The 20,581-nt window shown below is 66.1% G+C and carries 19 protein-coding genes and 1 pseudogene; all 20 read right to left on the bottom strand.

Features of this window, described 5'->3' with window-relative positions; genetic code table 11:
- Positions 1-32: 32 nt before the first annotated feature.
- The 20 genes and pseudogenes from proS to ACUSIJ_RS13700 all read right to left on the bottom strand — a co-directional run bounded on the left by proS (position 33) and on the right by ACUSIJ_RS13700 (position 20,379).
- A complete protein-coding gene (proS, locus tag ACUSIJ_RS13795) occupies positions 33-1,355 on the bottom strand; it encodes a proline--tRNA ligase (RefSeq protein WP_449308980.1) in 1,323 nt (440 codons plus the stop codon).
- Positions 1,356-1,894: 539 nt separating this feature from the next.
- The gene (locus tag ACUSIJ_RS13790; RefSeq protein WP_449308979.1) at positions 1,895-2,125 is read right to left on the bottom strand and encodes a DUF1467 family protein; all 231 of its coding nucleotides are present in this window, start codon (positions 2,123-2,125) and stop codon (positions 1,895-1,897) included.
- Positions 2,126-2,194: 69 nt separating this feature from the next.
- On the bottom strand, positions 2,195-3,865 hold the full coding sequence (locus ACUSIJ_RS13785) for a ribonuclease J (RefSeq protein ID WP_449308978.1): 1,671 nt from the start codon (positions 3,863-3,865) through the stop codon (positions 2,195-2,197).
- A gap of 21 nt (positions 3,866-3,886) precedes the next feature.
- Positions 3,887-4,681 carry a biotin--[acetyl-CoA-carboxylase] ligase gene (locus tag ACUSIJ_RS13780; protein WP_449308977.1) on the bottom strand — a complete coding sequence of 265 codons (795 nt, stop codon included), beginning with the start codon at positions 4,679-4,681 and terminating at the stop codon, positions 3,887-3,889.
- Positions 4,681-6,120: an NADH-quinone oxidoreductase subunit NuoN gene (gene nuoN / locus ACUSIJ_RS13775; protein ID WP_449308976.1), complete on the bottom strand. Its 1,440-nt coding sequence runs from the start codon at positions 6,118-6,120 to the stop codon at positions 4,681-4,683. Before nuoN ends, ACUSIJ_RS13780 begins: the two co-directional genes overlap by 1 nt.
- Before the next feature lie 10 nt (positions 6,121-6,130).
- Complete coding sequence (locus ACUSIJ_RS13770) at positions 6,131-7,642, bottom strand: NADH-quinone oxidoreductase subunit M (protein WP_449308975.1); 1,512 nt, start codon at positions 7,640-7,642, stop codon at positions 6,131-6,133.
- Entirely contained in the window at positions 7,642-9,660 is a 2,019-nt protein-coding gene (nuoL, locus tag ACUSIJ_RS13765; RefSeq protein ID WP_449308974.1) for an NADH-quinone oxidoreductase subunit L, read from the bottom strand. Before nuoL ends, ACUSIJ_RS13770 begins: the two co-directional genes overlap by 1 nt.
- 11 nt (positions 9,661-9,671) lie before the next feature.
- Positions 9,672-9,980 (bottom strand): NADH-quinone oxidoreductase subunit NuoK, encoded by a 309-nt coding sequence (gene nuoK / locus ACUSIJ_RS13760; protein ID WP_449308973.1) that lies wholly within the window; start codon positions 9,978-9,980, stop codon positions 9,672-9,674.
- Between the two features lie 16 nt (positions 9,981-9,996).
- Positions 9,997-10,617, bottom strand: coding sequence for an NADH-quinone oxidoreductase subunit J (locus ACUSIJ_RS13755; RefSeq protein WP_449308972.1), 621 nt, complete (start codon positions 10,615-10,617; stop codon positions 9,997-9,999).
- 100 nt (positions 10,618-10,717) lie between these two features.
- On the bottom strand, positions 10,718-11,206 hold the full coding sequence (gene nuoI / locus ACUSIJ_RS13750; protein ID WP_449308971.1) for an NADH-quinone oxidoreductase subunit NuoI: 489 nt from the start codon (positions 11,204-11,206) through the stop codon (positions 10,718-10,720).
- Between the two features lie 137 nt (positions 11,207-11,343).
- Entirely contained in the window at positions 11,344-11,613 is a 270-nt protein-coding gene (locus ACUSIJ_RS13745; RefSeq protein ID WP_449308970.1) for a hypothetical protein, read from the bottom strand.
- A gap of 5 nt (positions 11,614-11,618) precedes the next feature.
- Positions 11,619-12,662 (bottom strand): NADH-quinone oxidoreductase subunit NuoH, encoded by a 1,044-nt coding sequence (gene nuoH, locus ACUSIJ_RS13740; RefSeq protein ID WP_449308969.1) that lies wholly within the window; start codon positions 12,660-12,662, stop codon positions 11,619-11,621.
- 10 nt (positions 12,663-12,672) lie between these two features.
- A complete protein-coding gene (gene nuoG, locus ACUSIJ_RS13735; RefSeq protein ID WP_449308968.1) occupies positions 12,673-14,766 on the bottom strand; it encodes an NADH-quinone oxidoreductase subunit NuoG in 2,094 nt (697 codons plus the stop codon).
- A gap of 11 nt (positions 14,767-14,777) precedes the next feature.
- On the bottom strand, positions 14,778-16,094 hold the full coding sequence (gene nuoF, locus ACUSIJ_RS13730; RefSeq protein ID WP_449308967.1) for an NADH-quinone oxidoreductase subunit NuoF: 1,317 nt from the start codon (positions 16,092-16,094) through the stop codon (positions 14,778-14,780).
- A 44-nt stretch (positions 16,095-16,138) separates the two neighbouring features.
- Positions 16,139-17,071: pseudogene (gene nuoE, locus ACUSIJ_RS13725) on the bottom strand (NADH-quinone oxidoreductase subunit NuoE); the annotation flags it as partial.
- Positions 17,072-17,101: 30 nt separating this feature from the next.
- Entirely contained in the window at positions 17,102-18,292 is a 1,191-nt protein-coding gene (locus tag ACUSIJ_RS13720; protein WP_449308966.1) for an NADH-quinone oxidoreductase subunit D, read from the bottom strand.
- Entirely contained in the window at positions 18,285-18,749 is a 465-nt protein-coding gene (locus ACUSIJ_RS13715; RefSeq protein WP_449308965.1) for a GFA family protein, read from the bottom strand. Before ACUSIJ_RS13715 ends, ACUSIJ_RS13720 begins: the two co-directional genes overlap by 8 nt.
- The gene (locus ACUSIJ_RS13710) at positions 18,746-19,411 is read right to left on the bottom strand and encodes an NADH-quinone oxidoreductase subunit C (protein ID WP_449308964.1); all 666 of its coding nucleotides are present in this window, start codon (positions 19,409-19,411) and stop codon (positions 18,746-18,748) included. Before ACUSIJ_RS13710 ends, ACUSIJ_RS13715 begins: the two co-directional genes overlap by 4 nt.
- Positions 19,412-19,423: 12 nt before the next feature.
- Entirely contained in the window at positions 19,424-20,023 is a 600-nt protein-coding gene (locus ACUSIJ_RS13705; RefSeq protein WP_449308963.1) for a NuoB/complex I 20 kDa subunit family protein, read from the bottom strand.
- A complete protein-coding gene (locus ACUSIJ_RS13700) occupies positions 20,014-20,379 on the bottom strand; it encodes an NADH-quinone oxidoreductase subunit A (RefSeq protein WP_449308962.1) in 366 nt (121 codons plus the stop codon). The genes ACUSIJ_RS13705 and ACUSIJ_RS13700 overlap by 10 nt, the downstream gene beginning before the upstream one ends.
- Positions 20,380-20,581: the final 202 nt, after the last annotated feature.

Here is a 20,581-nt window from a genome sequence, read left to right as displayed (position 1 = left end):
GCCTCGCCCGTCGTTTCAGGATCATGTGCAGGTCACGAGGCGATGCGCTCCACCGCGTCCTCGACGGACAGGAGCTCGCGCTCGCCGGTGGCGCGGCGCTTCACCTCGACCTTGCCCTCGGCCAGCGATTTCGGCCCGACCAGCACCTGCCACGGCGAGCCGATGAGATCGGCGGTGGCGAACTTCCCGCCCGGCCGCTCGTCGCGGTCGTCGTAGAGCACGTCGAAGCCGCGCGCCGTGAGCGCCTTCTCCAGCCGGCGCGAGGCGAGATCGGTCGCCTCGTCCCCCACCTTGAGATTGAGCAGGCTGACATGGAACGGCGCCACCGGATCGGGCCAGATGATGCCGGCGTCGTCGTGGCTCGCCTCGATGATCGCCGCGACGAGCCGCGAGGGGCCGATGCCGTAGGACCCCATGTGCAGGATGTGCTCGCGCCCGTCCGGCCCGGCGACGGCGGCCTTGAACGGTTCGGAATATTTGGTGCCGAAATAGAAGATGTGCCCCACCTCGATGCCGCGCGCCGACACCTGCCTGCTCGGCGTGATGGCCTCGAAGGTCGCGGGATCGTGCTTCTCGGACGTCGCGGCATAGAGCGACGTCCAGCGGTCGAAGATCGCCTGCAGCCCCGCCTGGTCGTCGAAATCTGTATCGGCGGAGGGAACCGGGAAATCGAGGAAATCCCTGTGGCAGAACACCTCGCTCTCGCCCGTCGAGGCGAGGATGATGAACTCGTGGCTGAGGTCGCCGCCGATGGGGCCGGTGTCCGCCTGCATCGGGATGGCCTTGAGCCCCATGCGCGCGAACGTGCGCAGATAAGCCACGAACATCCGGTTGTAGGAATGGCGCGCGCCCTCGGCGTCGATGTCGAAGGAATAGGCGTCCTTCATCAGGAACTCGCGCGAGCGCATGGTGCCGAAGCGCGGCCGGATCTCATCGCGAAATTTCCACTGGATGTGGTAGAGGTTGAGCGGCAGGTCCTTGTAGGAGCGCACGTAGGCGCGCACGATGTCGGTGACCATCTCCTCGTTGGTCGGGCCATAGAGCATCTCGCGGTCGTGCCGGTCGCGGATGCGCAGCATCTCCTTGCCGTAGGCCTCGTAGCGGCCGGACTCGCGCCACAGGTCGGCCGACTGGATGGTCGGCATCAGGATCTCCTGCGCCCCCGCCCGCACCTGCTCCTCGCGGATGATCGCCGTGATCTTGTTGAGCACCCGCAAGCCCAGCGGCAGCCAGGAATAGATCCCTGCCGCCTGCTGGCGGATCATGCCGGCGCGCAGCATCAGGCGGTGGGAGGCGATCTCCGCTTCCTTGGGCGTTTCGCGGAGGTTCGGGAGGAAATAGCGGCTGAGACGCATGGTGGTCCTGACTGGCGATCCTGGACGACGGACGGGTGGAATCGATTACAAGCCTTTATAGGGCAATACCATCTGTTGCGCATCCTGCACACAGCTTTCCGCAGCCGCGGAGCGGTTCGCCGGGAATTGGCGCGGGTGCGCCGCCGATGGGCGTGCGCGCGGCGGCGGCCGGGCCGGTTCGCATGACACCGGTGACGCGCATTCGGCCATCGGATGATGCGGGCCGACCGTTCTGCATAAAAAGATGACAACCTTCGACGAATGTCGTATGAGTCCCGTCGGCTCGCGGACCGGAGGCTCTATCTATCTGCCGGTGCGGCCCAAGTCTCGGGAGGAAATCCGTCGCGCGTGGCCAACGCCGCTCCAAAAACCAGCGGCCATCGGCGTTGCGGCAGGGTTGAGAATTTGTTCATACTTCACGGGCAGAGCTTCGGCTCTGCTCTTTTGTTTTGGCGGCAGGCTCGAATCGGTGCGCCGAATACAATTTATATGTCAAATAGATAGACTATTATCCTCATGGAACGGATTATCGCACCTCGCTAGAGCGACACGATATTGATGAGCAGCATCACGACGGCGAAGATCACCGCGGCCAGGATCGTCGTGATCAGGGCCTTGCGCCACAGGCGGGGCGCCTGCGGCGCGCCGGGCTCGGTGCCGGGGGTGACCTCGTCCTCCCACTGCCCGCGCACACCCAGCGGCAGCACCGCAAACAGCGTGATCCACCAGATGATGAAATAAAGGGCAAGCATGCCCACGATGGTGTCCATAATCTCACACCGCGTCCGGACCCAAACGATAGCGATGATCTCACAATAGTGAGATCCAGACGGTAATCATCAGACGGTAATCACGTGGACGTGGCAGACGGGCTTCTTGCCCCACTTGCGCTGCACCTCGGCGCGCACCGCCCGCTCCACCGCGTTGACGACGGAATCCGGATCGCGCCGGCGCGCCTTGGGCAACGATTCCAGCAGCTCGATCACGGTCTCGCCGATCACCTCGTCGAACACCTCGCCGTCCACCGTCACCGGCGGCAGGCCGCTCGAGCCGATGGAGACGTCACCGGCGAGTTCGCCGCGATCGGACAGCGCGACGCCCACCGACACCACGCCGGCGAACGACAGCTTCCGGCGCTCGGGAATGGTGCGCTCCTGCGCGTCCACCAGCAGGTCGCCGTCCTGATACACCCGCCCGACGGGCACTTCGTCGATGATGCCGGCCTCGCCCGGGGCGAAGCGCACCATCTCGCCGTCTTCCGCCCGCAGGACGACCTGCACGCCGTGCTTGCGCGCGAAATCGCGCTGGCCGGCCAGATGCATCGGCTCGCCGTGCACCGGCAGCACGATGCGCGGGCGCACCCACTGGTACATCTGTTCGAGTTCGCCCCGGCGCGGATGGCCGGAGGCGTGCACGAGCGCGTCGTGATCGGTGATCACCTCGACGCCGCGGCGCACCAGATTGTTGATAATGGTGTTGATCGCCTTCTCGTTGCCGGGAATGGCGCGCGAGGAGAAGATCACCCGGTCGCCCGCGGCGAGCGAGATGTCCGGGTGGCTGTCGGTCGCCACCCGCGCCATGGCGGCGCGGCCCTCGCCCTGCGAGCCGGTGAGCAGCGCCACCACCTTGTCGCGCGGGAGCTGGTCGTACACCTCGGGCGACAGAAACGGCGGCAGGCCGTCGAGGTAGCCGAGCTCGGACGCGACGGAGATCACCCGATCCATGGCCCGGCCGACCACCACCACCTCGCGCCCGGCCCTCCGCGCTGCTTCCGCCACGGCGCGCACCCGCGCCACGTTGGAGGCGAACGTCGTCACCGCCACCCGGTGCGGCGCGGCGGCGACGAGCTCCGCCAGGGTGTCGGCCACTTCCGTCTCGCTGTGGCTGAGGCCGTCGCGCAGCGCGTTGGTGGAATCGCAGATCATGGCGAGCACGCCCTCGTCGCCGATCGCCTTGAGCCGCTCCGCATCCGTCGGCCTGCCGACGAACGGCGCCGGATCGATGCGCCAGTCGCCGGTGTGCAGCACCGTGCCGAGCGGCGTGCGGATCGCGAGCGCGGTCGCCTCGGGAATGGAATGGGCCACCGGAACGAGCTCGATGTCGAAGGGATCGAGCGCGACGCGCCCGTTCTGCGGCACCACCTTGAGCGGTATCTTCGGCGCGCCGGGCTCGGACAGGCGGCGCGTCTCCAGGAGCCCCGCCGCGAAGGGCGTGCAGTAGACGGGCACGCCGAGCTGCGGCCACAGCCGCGCCAGCGCGCCGATGTGATCCTCGTGCGCATGCGTGATGACGATCCCGAGAAGATCGTGCCGCTCCTCGACGATGAAGCGGATATCGGGGAACACCAGATCGACGCCCGGCGCCTCCTCGCCCGCGAAGCTGATGCCGCAATCCACCATGACCCACTTGCGCCGGTCTTCGGGGCCGAAGCCATAGAGGCCGAGATTCATGCCGATCTCGCCAAGCCCCCCAAGGGCCACGAACACCAGTTCGTCGTTACGACGGGCCATGCGTGAAACTTCCTTTCTTGTTTATCTTTTCGTCGCCACCGTGCCGAAATGGACCTCGCCCGCGGCGATCACCGCCTCGGTTCCATCGGCACGCTGCATGATCAGCCGCCCCATGTCGTCGATCGTCTCGAACACTCCCCCCAGAATGCCCTCCGGCGTCTGCACGCTGATCGGCGCATTGAGCCCCACGGCCCGCTCCAGCCAAAGGTCGCGGATCGCGCCCATGCCCCGCCCCTCGTCCCAGACGGCGACGGCGCGGCTCCACTCCTCGGCCAGCGCCTCGAACAGCGCCGGCGCCGACACGTTCGTGCCCAGCGACACGAGCGAGACCGCCGGATAGGGCAACCCCTCGGGCGCCGCCACCACATTGACGCCGATCCCCACCACGATGGCACGGCGGCGATCGTCGAGCGGCTCGCTCTCCAGCAGAATGCCGGCGAGCTTCGCCCCGTCGGCCAGAATGTCGTTGGGCCATTTGAGGCTGATCCTGTGGCGCAGGTATGGCGCGACGCGCACGATCGCCCGCTCCAGCGCCACGCCCGCCACGAAACCGAGCGTCGCGGCAGTGGCGATCGAGACCTCCGTCGCCACGAGCAGGCTCGCCGCGAGGTTGCCCCTGGGCGAGATCCAGGCGCGGTTGCGCCTGCCGCGCCCGCCAAGCTGGTTGCCAGTGACGATCCACAGCGGCCCCGCGTCGCCCGCGCGCGCGCGCTCCAGCGCCTCCGTGTTGGTGGAGCCGTTCAGCGTATCGAAAGCCGCCAGTCGGAAACCGGCGGCATCGAGATCGGCCGACAGGCGAAACGGGTCGGATGCCATCAGAACAGCGACTTCGCCGCCGCCACCGCCGAACCCACCAGCGGCGCGGGCAGCACCCAGAACAGCAGCACCACCACGCTCGACAACCCGAGCACCAGCTTGAGCGTCGGCGTCATCGGCTCGTAGGGCGCCGCCGCCTCGTCGAAGTAGATGATCTTGACGATGCGCAGGTAGTAGAACGCGCCCACGACGCTGAGCAGTACGCCGATGACGGCGAGCGCGTAGAGCCCGGCCTCGATGGCCGCGCCGAACACGTAGAGCTTGCCGAAGAAGCCCGCCCACGGCGGAATGCCCGCGAACGAGAAGAACAGCATGGCAAAGAAGAATGCCAGCGCCGGCTGGGTGCGCGACAGGCCGGCGAGATCGTCGATGCGGTCGACATAGACATTGCCGTTGCGCAGCGCGAGGATGCCGGCGAAGGTGCCGAGCGTCGTCGCGAGGTAGATCGCCATATAGATGAGCACCGCCTGCACGCCCTGCTCGGTGCCCGCCGCGAGCCCGACGAGCGCATAGCCCATGTGGCCGATGGACGAATAGGCCATCAGCCGCTTGATGGAGCGCTGGCCGATGGCCGCGAACGAGCCGATCGCCATCGAGGCGATGGCCACGAACACGACGATCTGCTGCCATTGCTCGACGATGCCGGGGAACACGCCGACGAGCACGCGCACGGTCAGCGCCATGGCCGCCATCTTGGGCGCAGCGGCGAGAAAGGCGGTCACGGGCGTGGGCGCGCCCTCATAGACGTCCGGCGTCCACATATGGAACGGCACGGCCGAAATCTTGAACGCCAGCCCCGCGATGATAAACACCAGCCCGAAGATGAACAGCACGCCCTCACCGCCCTGCACGGCGGCGGCGATGGCGGCGAAGTTCACGCTGCCGGTGAGACCATAGACCAGCGAGACGCCGTAGAGCAGCATGCCCGACGACAGCGCGCCGAGCACGAAATACTTCAGGCCGGCCTCGGTGGAACGGGCGTTGTCGCGGTCGAACGCGGCGATGACGTAGATCGCAAGGCTCTGCAGCTCCAGCCCGACATAGAGCGTCAGCAGGCTGTTGGCCGAAATCATCAGCAGCATGCCGAGCGTCGACAGCAGCACCAGCACCGGGTACTCGAACTTGTCGAGCCCCTCGCGCACGAAGAATTCGCGCGACAGCAGGATCGCGACGCCCGAGCCGATCAGCGCCAGAATTTTCCAGAACCGGGCGAAGCCGTCGACGATGAACGCGCCGTTGAGCGCCACCACCGTCTCGGCTCCCTGCGCCGCCACCGCGATTGCAGCGAGCGCGATCAGCACCAGCGCCAGCGCGTTGACCAGCCCGCTCGCGCGATCGCCGCGCAACGCACCGATCAGCAGCAGCACGAGCGATCCGGCGGCGAGCAGAAGCTCCGGCAGAACCACGCCAAGTTCCGGCAGGATTGTAACGGTGGTCATCGCGGCGGCCTCATTGCGCAATCACGGCGGCGGTCTTGACGGCCGCGAGCGCTGCTTCGGTGGATTTCAGCAGGTGCTCCGTCGCCGGAGCGAACACGTTCAGGATGTCGTCGGGCCGGACGCCGTACCAGATGATGAGCAGGATCAGCGGCACCACCGCCGCGATCTCGCGCCGGTCGAGGTCGAGAAGCGACCTGATGCTGTCCTTCTCCAGCGGCCCGAAGATGATCCGCCGGTAGAGCCACAGCGCATAGGGCGCGGACAGGATCAGGCCGGTCGCGGCGAAGAACGCCACCCACGGGTTGGCCTTGAACGCGCCGGCGAGCGTCAGGAACTCGCCGATGAAGCCCGAGGTGCCCGGCAGGCCGACGTTCGCCATGGTGAACACCATGAACGCGGTGGCGAAATGGGGCATGGTGTGCACCAACCCGCCATAGGCGGCGATCTCGCGCGTGTGCATGCGGTCGTAGATGATGCCGACCGCGAGGAACAGCGCGCCGGACACGAGGCCGTGCGAGATCATCTGGAACATGGCGCCCTGGATGCCCTGTTCGGTCATCGTGAACAGCCCCATGGTGACGAAGCCCATGTGCGCCACCGACGAATAGGCGATGAGCTTCTTGATGTCCTCCTGCGCCAGCGCCACCAGCGAGGTGTAGATGATCGCCACGGCGGACAGCGCGAACACAAGCGGCTGGAAGTAGAGCGACGCGTCGGGGAACATCGGGATCGAGAAGCGGATGAAGCCGTAGCCGCCCATCTTCAGCAGGATGCCGGCCAGGATCACCGACCCCGCCGTCGGCGCCTCGACGTGCGCGTCCGGCAGCCAGGTATGCACGGGCCACATCGGCATCTTCACCGCGAAGGACGCGAAGAAGGCGAGCCACAGCCACCACTGCAGCGCCGGATCGAAGCGGAACGCCAGCAGGGTGGGGATGTCGGTCGTGCCCGCCTGCCAGTACATGGCGAGGACGGCGAGGAACATCAGCAGCGAGCCGAGCAGCGTATAGAGGAAGAACTTGAAGCTGGCATAGATGCGCCGCTTGCCGCCCCAGATGCCGATGATGAGGAACATCGGGATGAGGCCCGCCTCGAAGAACACGTAGAACAGCACCAGATCGAGCGCCACGAACACACCGAGCATCGTCGCTTCCAGCACGAGGAAGGCGACGTAATAGGCGCGCACCCGCGACTCGACGGACTTCCACGACGCCAGGATGCAGAACGGCATCAGGAAGGCCGTGAGCAGCACCAGCGGGAACGAGAACCCGTCCACGCCGAGCTTGAAGGTGACGTTCTCCGCGAGCCACGGATGCGTCTCGACGAGCTGGAACGCCGGGTCGGCGGCATCGAAGCGCCCCCACGCCACCAGCGACAGGATGAAGGTGACGATGGTCGTCGCCAACGCGATGGAGCGGGCGTTCGACTGCACGGCGGCATCGTCGCCGCGGAGTGTCAGGATCACGGCGGCGCCGACGAGCGGCAGCAGCAGCAGGCCCGAAAGGATGCCAAAGCCAAACATCAGATCGCGCCCCCGAAGATGTACCAGGTCACAAAGGCCGCGACGCCGATCAGCATCGCGAAAGCATAGTGGTAGACGTAGCCGGACTGAAGCTTCACCACCCGCCCCGTCACGTCGAGCACGCGGGCCGAGACGCCGTCGGGTCCGTGCCCGTCGATGAGCCAGCCGTCGCCCTGCTTCCACAGGAACCGGCCGATCCACTTGGCCGACCGCACGAACAGGAGGTCATAGAGCTCGTCGATGTACCACTTGTTGAGCAGGAAGCGGTAGAGCAGCGGGTTGGCCGAGGCGAGCTGGCGGGGCTTGGCCGGATCGAGCACGTAGAACCACAGCGCCAGCACGAAGCCCGCGATCATCATCACCAGCGGTGCGAGCTTCACCCACAGCGGCACCTCGTGCATGTCGTGCAGGATGTGGTTGTGCTCGCCGGTGAAGAGCGCCCCCTTCCAGAAGGCGTCGTAACCCTCGCCGATGAACGGACCGTAGAACACGAGGCCGGCCAGCAGCGCGCCGACGGCCAGCACCGCGAGCGGCACCAGCATCACCTGCGGGCTTTCGTGCGGCGTGTGATCGTGGCCATGGCCGTGATCATCGTGCGCGGCATGCGCGTGATCGTCGTGCCCGTGCGCGGCATGGGCATGGTCGTCGTGCCCGTGATGGGCATCGTGCCCCCAGCGCGGCTTGCCCTCGAAGGTGAGGAAGTAGAGCCGCCAGGAGTAGAACGAGGTCATCAGCGCCGCGAGCACCGTCGAGATGAAGGCGAAGGTCGCGCCGCCCGCGTGCGAGGCGTAGGCCGATTCGATGATCGCGTCCTTGGAGAAGTAGCCTGCCGTGAAGGGGAAGCCGGTCAGCGCCAGCGTGCCGATGGTCATGGCGAGCGCGGTCAGGGGAATGTGCTTGCGCAGGCCCCCCATGTTGCGCATATCCTGCTCGTGGTGCATCGCGTGGATCACCGAGCCGGCGCCGAGGAACAGCAGCGCCTTGAAGAAGGCATGCGTGAACAGGTGGAAAATGCCGGCGCTGTAGGCGCCGACGCCGAGTGCGACGAACATGTAGCCGAGCTGCGAACAGGTCGAATAGGCGATCACGCGCTTGATGTCGTTCTGCACCAGGCCGACGGTCGCGGCGAAGAAGGCCGTCACCGCGCCGACCACGATCACCACCGACGAGGCGGCGGGCGCGTATTCGAACACCGGCGACATCCGGCTCACCATGAACACGCCCGCCGTCACCATGGTGGCGGCGTGGATGAGCGCGGACACCGGGGTCGGGCCCTCCATGGCGTCCGGCAGCCAGGTGTGCAGGATGAACTGCGCCGACTTGCCCATGGCGCCCACGAACAGCAGCAGCGACACCAGCGTCAGCGCGTGCCACTCGAAGCCGATGAAGTGGAAGGTCGCGTCCCTGAACTCCTCCGTGCGGGAGAAGATGTCCGTAAAGCCGACCGAGCCGAACAGGACGAAGGTCAGCAGCACGCCGAGCATGAAGCCGAAGTCGCCGACACGGTTGACGATGAACGCCTTCATGGCCGCGGCACAGGCGGACGGCTTCTCGTACCAGAAGCCGATCAGCAGGTAGCTGGCGAGGCCCACGCCCTCCCAGCCGAAGAACATCTGCACGAGGTTGTCGGCCGTCACCAGCATGAGCATGGCGAAGGTGAAGAGCGAGAGATAGGCGAAGAAGCGCGGCCGCGCCGGATCCTCGTGCATGTAGCCGATGGAGTAGAGATGCACCAGCGCCGACACGGTGTTGACCACCACCAGCATCACCACGGTGAGCGTGTCGATGCGCAGCGCCCAGTCGACGACGAGCGTGCCCGATGTCATCCAGCGCGCCACCGGCACGTGGAAGGTCTCGGCCCCGAAGCCCACGCTGATGAACGCCACCCAGGAGAGCACGGCCGAGACGGCGAGCAGCGACGTCGTGACGATCTCGCTGGCGCGCGCGCCGAAGAACCGGCCGAGAAGGCCCGCGACAAGGAAGCCGACCAGCGGCAGAAAGACGATTGCCTGATACATGCGGCCAGCCCTCAGCCCTTCATCAAGTTGATGTCCTCAACCGCGATGGTGCCGCGGTTGCGGAAATAGACCACCATGATGGCAAGGCCGATCGCCGTCTCGGCAGCCGCCACGGTCAACACCAGCAGCGCGAAGATCTGCCCCGCGATGGTGTTGGTGAAAATCGAAAAGGCGACAAGATTGATATTGACCGCCAGCAGGATGAGCTCGACCGACATCAGGATGATGATGACGTTCTTGCGGTTGATGAAGATGCCGAGCACGCCGAGCGTAAACAGCGCCGCGGCCACCGTGAGGTAATGAACGAGCCCGATTGCCATTCTCTTGCAGCTCCCCTCAGACGCCGGCCCGCGACGGCACGGTTTTCAATTCCACGCTCGTCTCGTGCGAGCGCGCCACCTGGGCGGCGACGTCCTGGCGCTTGACGCCCGGCTTGTGGCGCAGCGTCAGCACGATCGCGCCGATCATCGCCACCAGCAGCACGAAGCCCGCCGTCTGGAACGCGAACAGATAATCGGTGTAGAGCACGAGCCCGATCGCCTCGGTATTGGTGACGCCCGACGCCGGCGCATCGGCAGCGGCCGCCGCCGCGGCCGTCTGCAGGACGGTCGGGTCGACGAACAGCGTGCCCACCACCAGCACAAGCTCGATCAGGAACACGATGCCGACCAGCGCGCCGACCGGCAGGTATTGGAGGAAGCCCGCCTTCAATTCGGCGAAATCGACGTCGATCATCATGACAACGAACAGGAACAGCACCGCCACCGCGCCGACGTAGACGACGACCAGCATCATCGCCAGGAACTCCGCGCCGAGGAGGATGAACAGGCCCGCCGCGTTGAAGAAGGCGAGGATCAGGAACAGCACCGACGTCACGGGGTTGCGCCCGGCGATCACCATGAACGCCGACGCGATGCAGACACCTGCAAACAGATAAAAGAAGGCCGCCGCAACCATGCCCGGTTCCAGTCCTGTCTCAAGATTCTGCCGCGATACGTGAGCATACGGCATCAACCTGTTGTTATCAAACGATGAACCCGGCGAACCGGGTTCAAATTCAACGATACGGCGCGTCCGCGGCGATGTTGCGGGCGATTTCCCGCTCCCAACGCGCGCCGTTGGCCAGAAGCCGCTCCTTGTCGTAGTAGAGTTCCTCGCGCGTCTCCACCGCGAATTCGAAATTCGGCCCCTCGACGATGGCATCGACCGGGCAGGCCTCCTGGCAGTAGCCGCAATAGATGCACTTCACCATGTCGATATCGTAACGGGTGGTGCGGCGCGTGCCGTCGTTGCGGCGCGGCCCGGCCTCGATGGTGATGGCCTGCGCCGGGCAGATCGCCTCGCACAGCTTGCACGCGATGCAGCGTTCCTCGCCGTTGGGGTAACGGCGCAGGGCATGCTCCCCGCGAAAACGCGGGCTCAACTGCCCCTTTTCATAGGGGTAGTTCAACGTCGCCTTGGGCTTGAAGAAATAGCGCATCGACAGCACGAACGCCGATACGAACTCCTTCAGCAAAAAGGCTTTCGCAGCCTGATCGAGCCTCATCGCCCGCCTCCATTGCGCCGCGCGTCCGCGCGACCTTTAAAGCAATTCCGGGAAAAGTGTGAAGCACTTTTCCGTCCGGAATTGCGTCAAAACAAAAGTGAGAGCGTTTCCATGATCCGGTTTCAACCGGAAACGCTCTAATCACCGATCGCAAGGCCTATCAAGAAGCCCGCAACCGGAAACAGGATCACCGTCCCGGCAAAGATCATCCGGCGCAGGCCGGCGATCCGCTCTTCGAGCTCGGCCCGCGTCATCGCCACCGGCTCGTCCTCGTCGCGTTCCGCCGCGTCGAGCCAGCGTTCGATGACACGGTTGACGTGCCCGTGTCCCAACAATCCCGCCGAGAGGCCCAGCACCCCCCCGACGATCGCAGCCAGCGGCAGTGCCGCAAACGACTCGCCCAGCAACGGGCTCAGCCCGCCTGCGCCCAGCCCGTGAGCTGCAGCACGAAGGCCACCACGAACACCGCCACCAGCGAGATCGGCAGAAACACCTTCCAGCCGAGCCGCATGAGCTGGTCGTAGCGGTAGCGCGGCACGAAAGCCTTGGTCATGGCGAACATGAAGAACACCAGCGACACCTTGATCGTGAACCACACCACGCCCGGCACCCAGTTGAACGGCGGCAGGTCGATCGGCGCGCCCCAGCCCCCCAGGAACAGGATGGTGGTCATCGCGCACATCAGCATGATCGACACGTATTCGCCGAGCATGAACAGCAGGTAGGGCGTCGAGCCGTATTCCACCATGAAGCCCGCGACCAGCTCCGACTCCGATTCCGCCAGGTCGAAGGGCGGGCGGTTGGTCTCCGCCAGCGCCGAGATGAAGAAGATGACCAGCATCGGGAACAGCGGCAGCCAGTACCAGTTGAGGAACGACAGCCACGGCACCCCGAGCGATGTCGCGAGCCCGTGCTCCTGCTGGGCGCGGACGATCTCGGTCAGGTTCAGCGAACCGGCGCACAGCAGCACGGTGACGATGACGAAGCCGATCGACACCTCGTAGCTCACCATCTGCGCCGCCGAGCGCAGGGCGCTCAGGAACGGATACTTCGAGTTAGACGCCCAGCCGCCGATGATGATGCCGTAGACGCCCAGTGACGAAATCGCCAGGATGTAAAGCACGCCGACGTTGATATCGGCGATCGCCCATCCGTCCGCCACCGGGATGACCGCCCAGGCGGCGAGCGCCAGCACGCAGGTGATCAGCGGCGCGAGCAGGAACAGGAACTTGTTCGAGCTGTCCGGGATCGTCGGCTCCTTGAACACGAACTTCAGCAAGTCCGCGAACGACTGGAACAGGCCGTAGGGTCCGACCACGTTCGGCCCGCGCCGCAACTGCACCGCCGCCCAGATCTTGCGGTCGGCGAGCAGGATATAGGCGATGAACACCAGCAGCGCGACGAGCAGCAGCAGGCTCTTGCCGAGGATGAGCAGCACCGTGAACAGGGTTTCCATGATGCGCCTCCTACTCGGCCGCCTGGCGGGTGACGCCGAGCGCCAGCGCCGAGCATTCGGCCATGATCGCTGAGGCCCGGGCGATCGGGTTAGTCAGATAGAAGTCGACGACGGGCGACTCGAAGCCTGCCCTGTCGGTCTCGCCACCAAGTGTCTCCCGGTCAAGCGCCGCCAGCCGCTCGATGGCCGAAGGATCGGCCGGCTCGATCGTATCGATGCGCGCCAGATGCGGGTGCGACACGAACAGCGACTGGCGCAGCTGCGCGAGGTTGTCGAACGGCAGCTTGTGCCCCACGAGTTCCGACAGCGCCCGGATGATGGCCCAGTCCTCGCGCGCCTCGCCGGGCGGGAACACCGCCCGGTTGGCGATCTGCACGCGCCCTTCCGTGTTGACGTAGAGACCGGACTTTTCCGTGTATGCGGCGCCCGGCAGGATGACGTCCGCCCGGTGCGCGCCCTGGTCGCCGTGGGTGCCGACATAGACGACGAACGGTCCGTCCGCGACCTTGATCTCGTCGGCCCCGAGCAGGAACAGCACGTCCACGCCGCCCGCCGCCTGTTCGGCGGCGTCAAGCCCGCCCTCGCCCGGCACGAGGCCGAGATCGAGCGAGCCGACGCGCGCCGCCGCCGTGTGCAGCACCGAGAACCCGTTCCAGCCTTCCTTCACCGCGCCGACCGCAATCGCCGCCCGTGCCGCCAGCGACAGCACGCCGAGCCCGTCCGCCCGCGTCAGCGCGCCCTGGCCGACGATGACGAGCGGCTTCTGCGCACCCTTGAGCGTTTCCGCGAAGGAATGCGACCCGTCGGCGATGGCGGCGAGCGTCTCGGGACCGGCGCCGAGATAATCATGGGTATAGGTGAGGTCCACCGACTCGCCGATGACGCCGACCTTGAGATTGCCGGCGCGCCAGCGCTCGCGGATGCGGGCGTTGAGCACCGCCGCCTCGCGGCGCGGATTGGTGCCGACGAGCAGGATCGCGTCGGCTTCCTGCACACCGGCGATGGTGGCGTTGAACACGTAGGTGGCCCGGCCGAGGATGGGGTCGAGCGCGGTGCCGTCCTGCCGGCCGTCGATGTTGGGCGAGCCGAGGCGCAGCAGCAGGGATTTCAGCGCGAAGCTCTCCTCGGCGGCGGCGAGATCGCCGACGATGGCGCCGATCCTGTTCGCCGCCGTCGCCTTCACCTTCGCCGCGACCGCCAGCAGCGCCTCCTGCCACGAGGTGGGGCGCAGACGGCCGTTCTCGCGCACATAGGGCCGGTCGAGGCGCTGGGTCTTGAGTCCGTCCCAGATGAAGCGCGTCTTGTCGGAGATCCACTCCTCGTTGATGGCCTCGTTGACGCGCGGCAGCACACGCATGACCTCGCGCCCGCGCGCGTCGACGCGGATGGCCGAGCCGAGCGCGTCCATGACGTCGACGCTCTCCGTCTTGAGCAGCTCCCACGGGCGCGCCTTGAACATGTAGGGCTTCGAGGTCAACGCGCCGACCGGGCAGAGGTCGATGACGTTGCCCTGCAGCTCCGAGCCCATGGCGCTTTCGAGATAGGTCGTGATCTCCATGTCCTCGCCACGGCCGATGGCCCCGAGATCCGGCACGCCGGCGACTTCCGTCACGAAGCGGATGCAGCGCGTGCAGTGGATGCAGCGGTTCATCGACGTGCGTACCAGCGGGCCGATGTACTTGTTCTCGACCGCGCGCTTGTTCTCGATGAAGCGGCTCGAGTCGACGCCGTAGGCCATGGCCTGGTCCTGCAGGTCGCACTCGCCGCCCTGATCGCAGATCGGGCAGTCGAGCGGATGGTTGATCAGCAGGAACTCCATCACGCCCTCGCGGGCCTTCTTGACCATGGGCGAGCGGGTGAGCACCACCGGCGGCTCGCCGTTGGGGCCGGGGCGCAGGTCGCGCACGTTCATGGCGCAGGAGGCCGTGGGCTTGGGCGGGCCGCCCTTCACCTCGACGAGGCACATGCGGCAGTTGCCGGCGATCGACAGCCGCTCGTGGAAGCAGAAGCGCGGGATCTCGGCGCCGGCGGCCTCGCAGGCCTGCAGCAGCGTATATTCGGCCGGGACCTCGACCTCGACATCGTCAACGATGATCTTTGCCATCGACCCTACCCTTATTCCGCCGCCACAAGTGCCGGGCTGCCGTGCACCGGGTCGTTATGCGGGTTGGCCGCATAGTCGTCGATGCGCTTCTCGATCTCGTGGCGGAAATGCCGGATCAAACCCTGTATCGGCCACGCCGCCGCGTCGCCCAGCGCGCAGATCGTGTGGCCCTCGACGCGCGTCGTCACATCGAGCAGCAGGTCGATCTCGCGCTTCTGCGCCCGGCCCTCGGCCATGCGCGTGATGACGCGCCACATCCAGCCCGTGCCCTCGCGGCAGGGCGTGCACTGGCCGCAGCTCTCGTGCTTGTAGAAGGCGGAAATGCGCGCGATCGCCCGCACGATGTCCGTCGACTTGTCCATGACGATCACCGCCGCCGTGCCCAGGCCCGATTTCAGGCCGCGCAGGGTGTCGAAGTCCATGGGCGCGTCGATGATCTCCCGGGCCGGCACCAGCGGCACCGAAACCCCGCCGGGGATGACGGCGAGCAGGTTGTCCCACCCGCCGCGGATGCCGCCGCAATGGGTATCGATCAGCTCGCGGAACGTCAGGCCCATCGCCTCTTCGACGTTGCACGGTTTGTTGACGTGGCCCGAGACGCAGAAGAGCTTCGTGCCGACGTTGTTCGGCCGGCCTATCCCCGAAAACCACGCCGCGCCCCGGCGCAGGATCGTGCCCGCGACCGCGATCGATTCGACGTTGTTGACCGTCGTCGGACAGCCGTAAAGGCCCATGTTGGCCGGGAACGGCGGCTTGAGGCGCGGCATGCCCTTCTTGCCCTCGAGGCTTTCGAGCAGCGCCGTCTCCTCGCCGCAGATATAGGCGCCGGCGCCGTGATGGACATAAATATCAAAGGGGTAGCCGTGGACGTTATCCTTGCCGACGAGCTTCGCCTCGTAAGCCTCGTCCACCGCTTTCTGCAGCGCGATGCGCTCGGCGATGTACTCGCCGCGCAGATAGACATAGGCCGCATGCGCGCCCATGGCGAAGGAGGCCAGCATGCAACCTTCGATCAAGAGGTGCGGATCATGGCGCAGGATCTCGCGGTCCTTGCAGGTGCCGGGCTCGGACTCGTCGGCGTTGACCACGAGATAATGCGGCCTTCCGTCCGACTGCTTGGGCATGAACGACCACTTGAGCCCGGTCGAGAAGCCGGCGCCGCCGCGTCCGCGCAGACCTGACGCCTTCATCTCGTTGACGATCCAGTCGCGGCCCTTCTCCAGCAGGAACTTGGTCCCGTCCCAGTTGCCGCGCTTGAGCGCCGCCTCGAGGCCGGGGCTGTGGCGTCCGTAGAGGTTGGTGAAGATGCGATCCCTGTCGTGCAACATCGCGATCACTCCTTCGCCTTGTCGGCGGCCTTGGGCGTCTTGTCGTCGGCCTTACGGGCCTCTGCCTCGGGCGCGGTGGCGGGCGAGGCCTCCTGCTTCTGCTCGGGCTTGATCGGTTCCTTGCCTTCGGCCACACGTTGCGCCGGCTGCTGCGCGGCCTGTTCGCCGGCGCGGGTCGTCGCGGGCTTGGCGGGGTCGGGCAGCGCCGCGTCGCGGGCGGCCTGCGCCTTCTCCTCGGCGGCCGCCTTCTCTGCTGCCGCTTTCTCCTGCGCCGCTTTCTCCTGCGCCGCCTTGGCCTCCGCCTCCGCCCTGGCGCGCGCCTCCTCTTCCTCGAAGCGCTTGCGCCAGGCGCCCACAACCGAGCCGTCGTAAAGCGCGGGATCGAGCAGCGTGTTGATCGCATCCTGCGGCTCGGAGGCGACGCGGCCGTTCTGCGGGCCGGGCTTCACCGGCCGGCCGGCGGCGAGGTCGTCGAGGAGCTTGTTGAAGGTCTCGGGCGTCAGATCCTCGTAATAGTCATCGTTGATCTGCACCATCGGCGCGTTGCAGCAGGCGCCGAGGCACTCGACCTCCAGCCACGAGAACAGCCCGTCCGCGGTGACCTCGCCCTGATGGCCGATGCGCTCCTCCAGCACGTCCTGGATGGCCTGCGCGCCGCGCAGGCGGCACGGCGTGGTGCCGCAGTACTGGATGAAGTAGCGCCCCACCGGATGCAGGTTGAACATGGTGTAGAAGGTCGCCACCTCCAGCACCCGGATGTAGGGCATCTGCAGGAGGTCCGCGATAAAGCGGATCGCCGGTTCCGACACCCAGCCGCCGCCCTGCTCCTGCGCCTTCCAAAGCAGCGAGATCACGGCCGAGGCCTGACGCCCTTCGGGATACTTGGCGATGATCCGCTCAGCCCAAGCGGTATTCTCCGGCGTGAAGGCGAAGCCTTCCGGCTGAATTTCCTTTGGCGCAAGCCTGCGAACGGACATTCCGTCACCCACTTTCCAACCGCGTGAAGCTCAGCGGTCGACTTCTCCGAATACGATGTCGATCGAACCAAGGATCGCCGAGACGTCGGCCAGCATGTGGCCCCGGCACAGGAAATCCATGGCCTGCAAATGCGCGAACCCCGGCGCGCGGATCTTGCAGCGGTAAGGCTTGTTGGTGCCGTCCGCCACCAGATAGACGCCGAACTCGCCCTTGGGCGCTTCCACCGCCGCGTAGACCTCGCCGGCGGGCACGTGGAAGCCCTCGGTATACAGCTTGAAGTGGTGGATCAGCGCTTCCATCGACCGCTTCATCTCGCCGCGCTTGGGCGCGACGACCTTGTTGTCGACCGCCGACACCGGCCCCTGGCCCGCCGGCTCGCGCAACTTGGCGATGCACTGGCGCATGATGCGCACGGACTGACGCATCTCCTCCATGCGGATCACCTGCCGGTCGTAGCAGTCGCCGTTCTTGCCCACGGGGATGTCGAACTCCATCTCCTCGTAGCACTCGTAGGGCTGCGCCCGGCGCAGGTCCCACGCCGCCCCCGAGCCGCGCACCATGGTGCCCGAGAAGCCCCACGCCCAGCATTCTTCCAGCGAGACGACGCCGATATCGACGTTGCGCTGCTTGAAGATGCGGTTGGTGAGCACGAGGTCGGACAGATCGTCGCAGACCTTGAGGAAAGGATCGCAGAACGCCTCGATGTCATCGATGAGATCGGGCGGCAGGTCCTGATGCACGCCGCCGGGACGGAAATAGTTGGCGTGAAGCCGCGCGCCACAGGCGCGCTCGTAGAAGATCATCAGCTTTTCGCGCTCCTCGAACCCCCACAGCGGCGGCGTGAGCGCACCCACGTCCATGGCCTGCGTGGTGAAGTTCAGGAGATGCGCCAGGATGCGGCCGATCTCGGAATAGAGCACGCGGATGAGCTGGCCGCGCCGCGGCACCTCGATGCCGAGGAGCTTCTCGACGGCGAGCACGAAGGCGTGCTCCTGGTTCATCGGCGCCACGTAATCGAGCCGGTCGAAATAGGGCGTGGCCTGGAGGTACGTCTTGTACTCGATCAGCTTCTCGGTGCCGCGGTGCAGCAGGCCGATATGCGGATCGACCCGCTCGACGACCTCGCCTTCCAGCTCCAGCACAAGGCGCAGCACCCCGTGCGCGGCCGGGTGCTGCGGACCGAAGTTGATGTTGAAGGTGCGAACGTCCGCCTCAGCCATGATTGCCGTCCTGGGAATTGCTGTCCTGGGACTGTCCGTCCTGACCGCCGGTGAAGAACGCGATGGTCTCCGCCTCCGTCATCTTCTTCGTGTCGTTGGCGAGCGCGTAGAAATCCGGCTTCCGGTCGTAGAATATCTCGAGCGTCAGCCGCACGCCCTCATGGGAGCCGAAGGCGGCGACCGCCACGGCGGTGTGCGAGCCGTCCTTCGCGCGCCAGAACAACGACGATCCGCATTCGCGGCAGAAGCCGCGCTCGCCCCATTCGGACGAGTCATAGACACCGAGCGCCGCGTCCCGGGTCATCGTCAGGTCTGTGCAGGCGCGGGAGATCGAGATGCCCCCCGCCCAGCGCTGGCACATCGCGCAGTGACAGACGCCGGCTTCGTCGTTCTCCGGCACGGCGGTGAACCGGACGGCACCGCAAAGACATTCGGCATCGAGCGCTGCATGGGTCATGACGGACGGCCTCCCGCCTTTTCGTCGCCGGGAAGCCGGTAGTCCGGCCCCTCCCACGGCGACAGGAAATCGAAGGTACGGAACTCCTGCACCAGCTTCACGGGTTCGTAGACCACGCGCTTCTTCTCGTCGTCGTAACGCACCTCGACATAGCCCGTGAGCGGGAAATCCTTGCGCAGCGGATGCCCGTCGAAACCGTAGTCGGTCAAGAGGCGCCGCAGGTCGGGATGGTTCGAGAACAGCACGCCGTAAAGATCGTAGGCCTCGCGCTCGTACCAGCCGGCGGCGGGAAACACCGCGACCGCGCTCGGCACCGGCGTGAACTCGTCCGTCTCCACCTTGACGCGGATGCGGCGGTTATGGCGCGGCGACAGCAGGTGGTACACCACGTCGAAGCGGCGCTCGCGCTCCGGATAGTCGACGCCGCTGATGTCGATGAAAGCCACGTAGAGGGTCGACGGGTCGTCGCGCAGGAACGTCAGCACCTCGATGACGGCATCGAGACGGGTGATCAGCGTCAATTCGCCATAGGCCACCCTGGTCGCCACGATCCTGTCGCCCAGCGCCTGCGCGATGGCCGCCCCGTGCCGTTCGAGCTCCGAGGTGGCAGGCTGGGCGACCGGTTGAGCCTCGGCGTTCCTGTCCGCAGCATCCGTACTCATTCCGCGTTCCTCTCAGCGCTCTATCGTGCCGGTGCGGCGGATCTTCTTCTGCAGCAGCAGCACGCCGTAGAGCAGCGCCTCGGCGGTCGGCGGACAGCCGGGCACGTAGATATCGACCGGCACCACGCGGTCGCAGCCGCGAACCACCGAATAGGAATAATGGTAGTAGCCGCCGCCGTTGGCGCACGATCCCATCGAGATCACGTAGCGCGGCTCGGGCATCTGGTCATAGACCTTGCGCAAGGCCGGCGCCATCTTGTTGGTCAGCGTGCCGGCGACGATCATCACGTCGGACTGGCGCGGGCTGCCGCGCGGGGCGAAGCCGAAACGCTCGACGTCGTAGCGCGGCATCGACAGCTGCATCATCTCGACGGCGCAGCAGGCGAGCCCGAACGTCATCCACATCAGGGAGCCGGTGCGCGCCCAATTGATCAGCTCGTCGGTCGCGGTGACGATGAACCCCTTGTCGGCGAGTTCATCGTTGAGCGCGCCGAAGAACGGGTCGTTCGCGCCGACCGGCTTGCCCGTGTTCGGATCGATGATGCCGCGCGGCGCGGGAGCGACCAGCGCGCCGGGACCGGCGTTCGGCGAGGGCTGTCCGATCAATCCCATTCCAGGGCTCCCTTCTTCCACTCATAGACGAAGCCAACGGTCAGCACGGCGAGAAAAGCCATCATCGACCAGAAGCCGAACCATCCCAGTTGCCCGAACGTAATCGCCCACGGAAACAGGAATGCGACCTCGAGATCGAAAATAATGAACAGGATGGCGACGAGATAAAAGCGCACGTCGAACTTCATGCGTGCGTCGTCGAACGCGTTGAAGCCGCACTCGTAGGCCGAAAGCTTTTCCGGGTCGGGATTCTTGTAAGCGAGCAGGAACGGCGACACGAGAAGCGCAAGCCCGATCACCAACGAGACACCCAGGAAGATCACAAGCGGCAGATAGTCCAACAACAAATCCTGCATCCGATCCTCCGACGGCTCTCCTCGCCCGATTGGCCGGGCGGCTCCATGCCCCGATCATACGCGCCGCGCCATTGCAAATAAGGCGGAAACTACAGCAATACCTGCCGGATTCGCCGCCTTAGACCGGTTCGCATGTGCGCGAAGGCTTATCCCAGCCTCCGCTCCGGCGCAAGTACTGCCTGCACCCTTCGCTGCGCTTTTT

The organism is Pseudochelatococcus sp. B33, from assembly GCF_053570585.1.
This window is presented reverse-complemented; position numbering and strand designations above follow the sequence as displayed.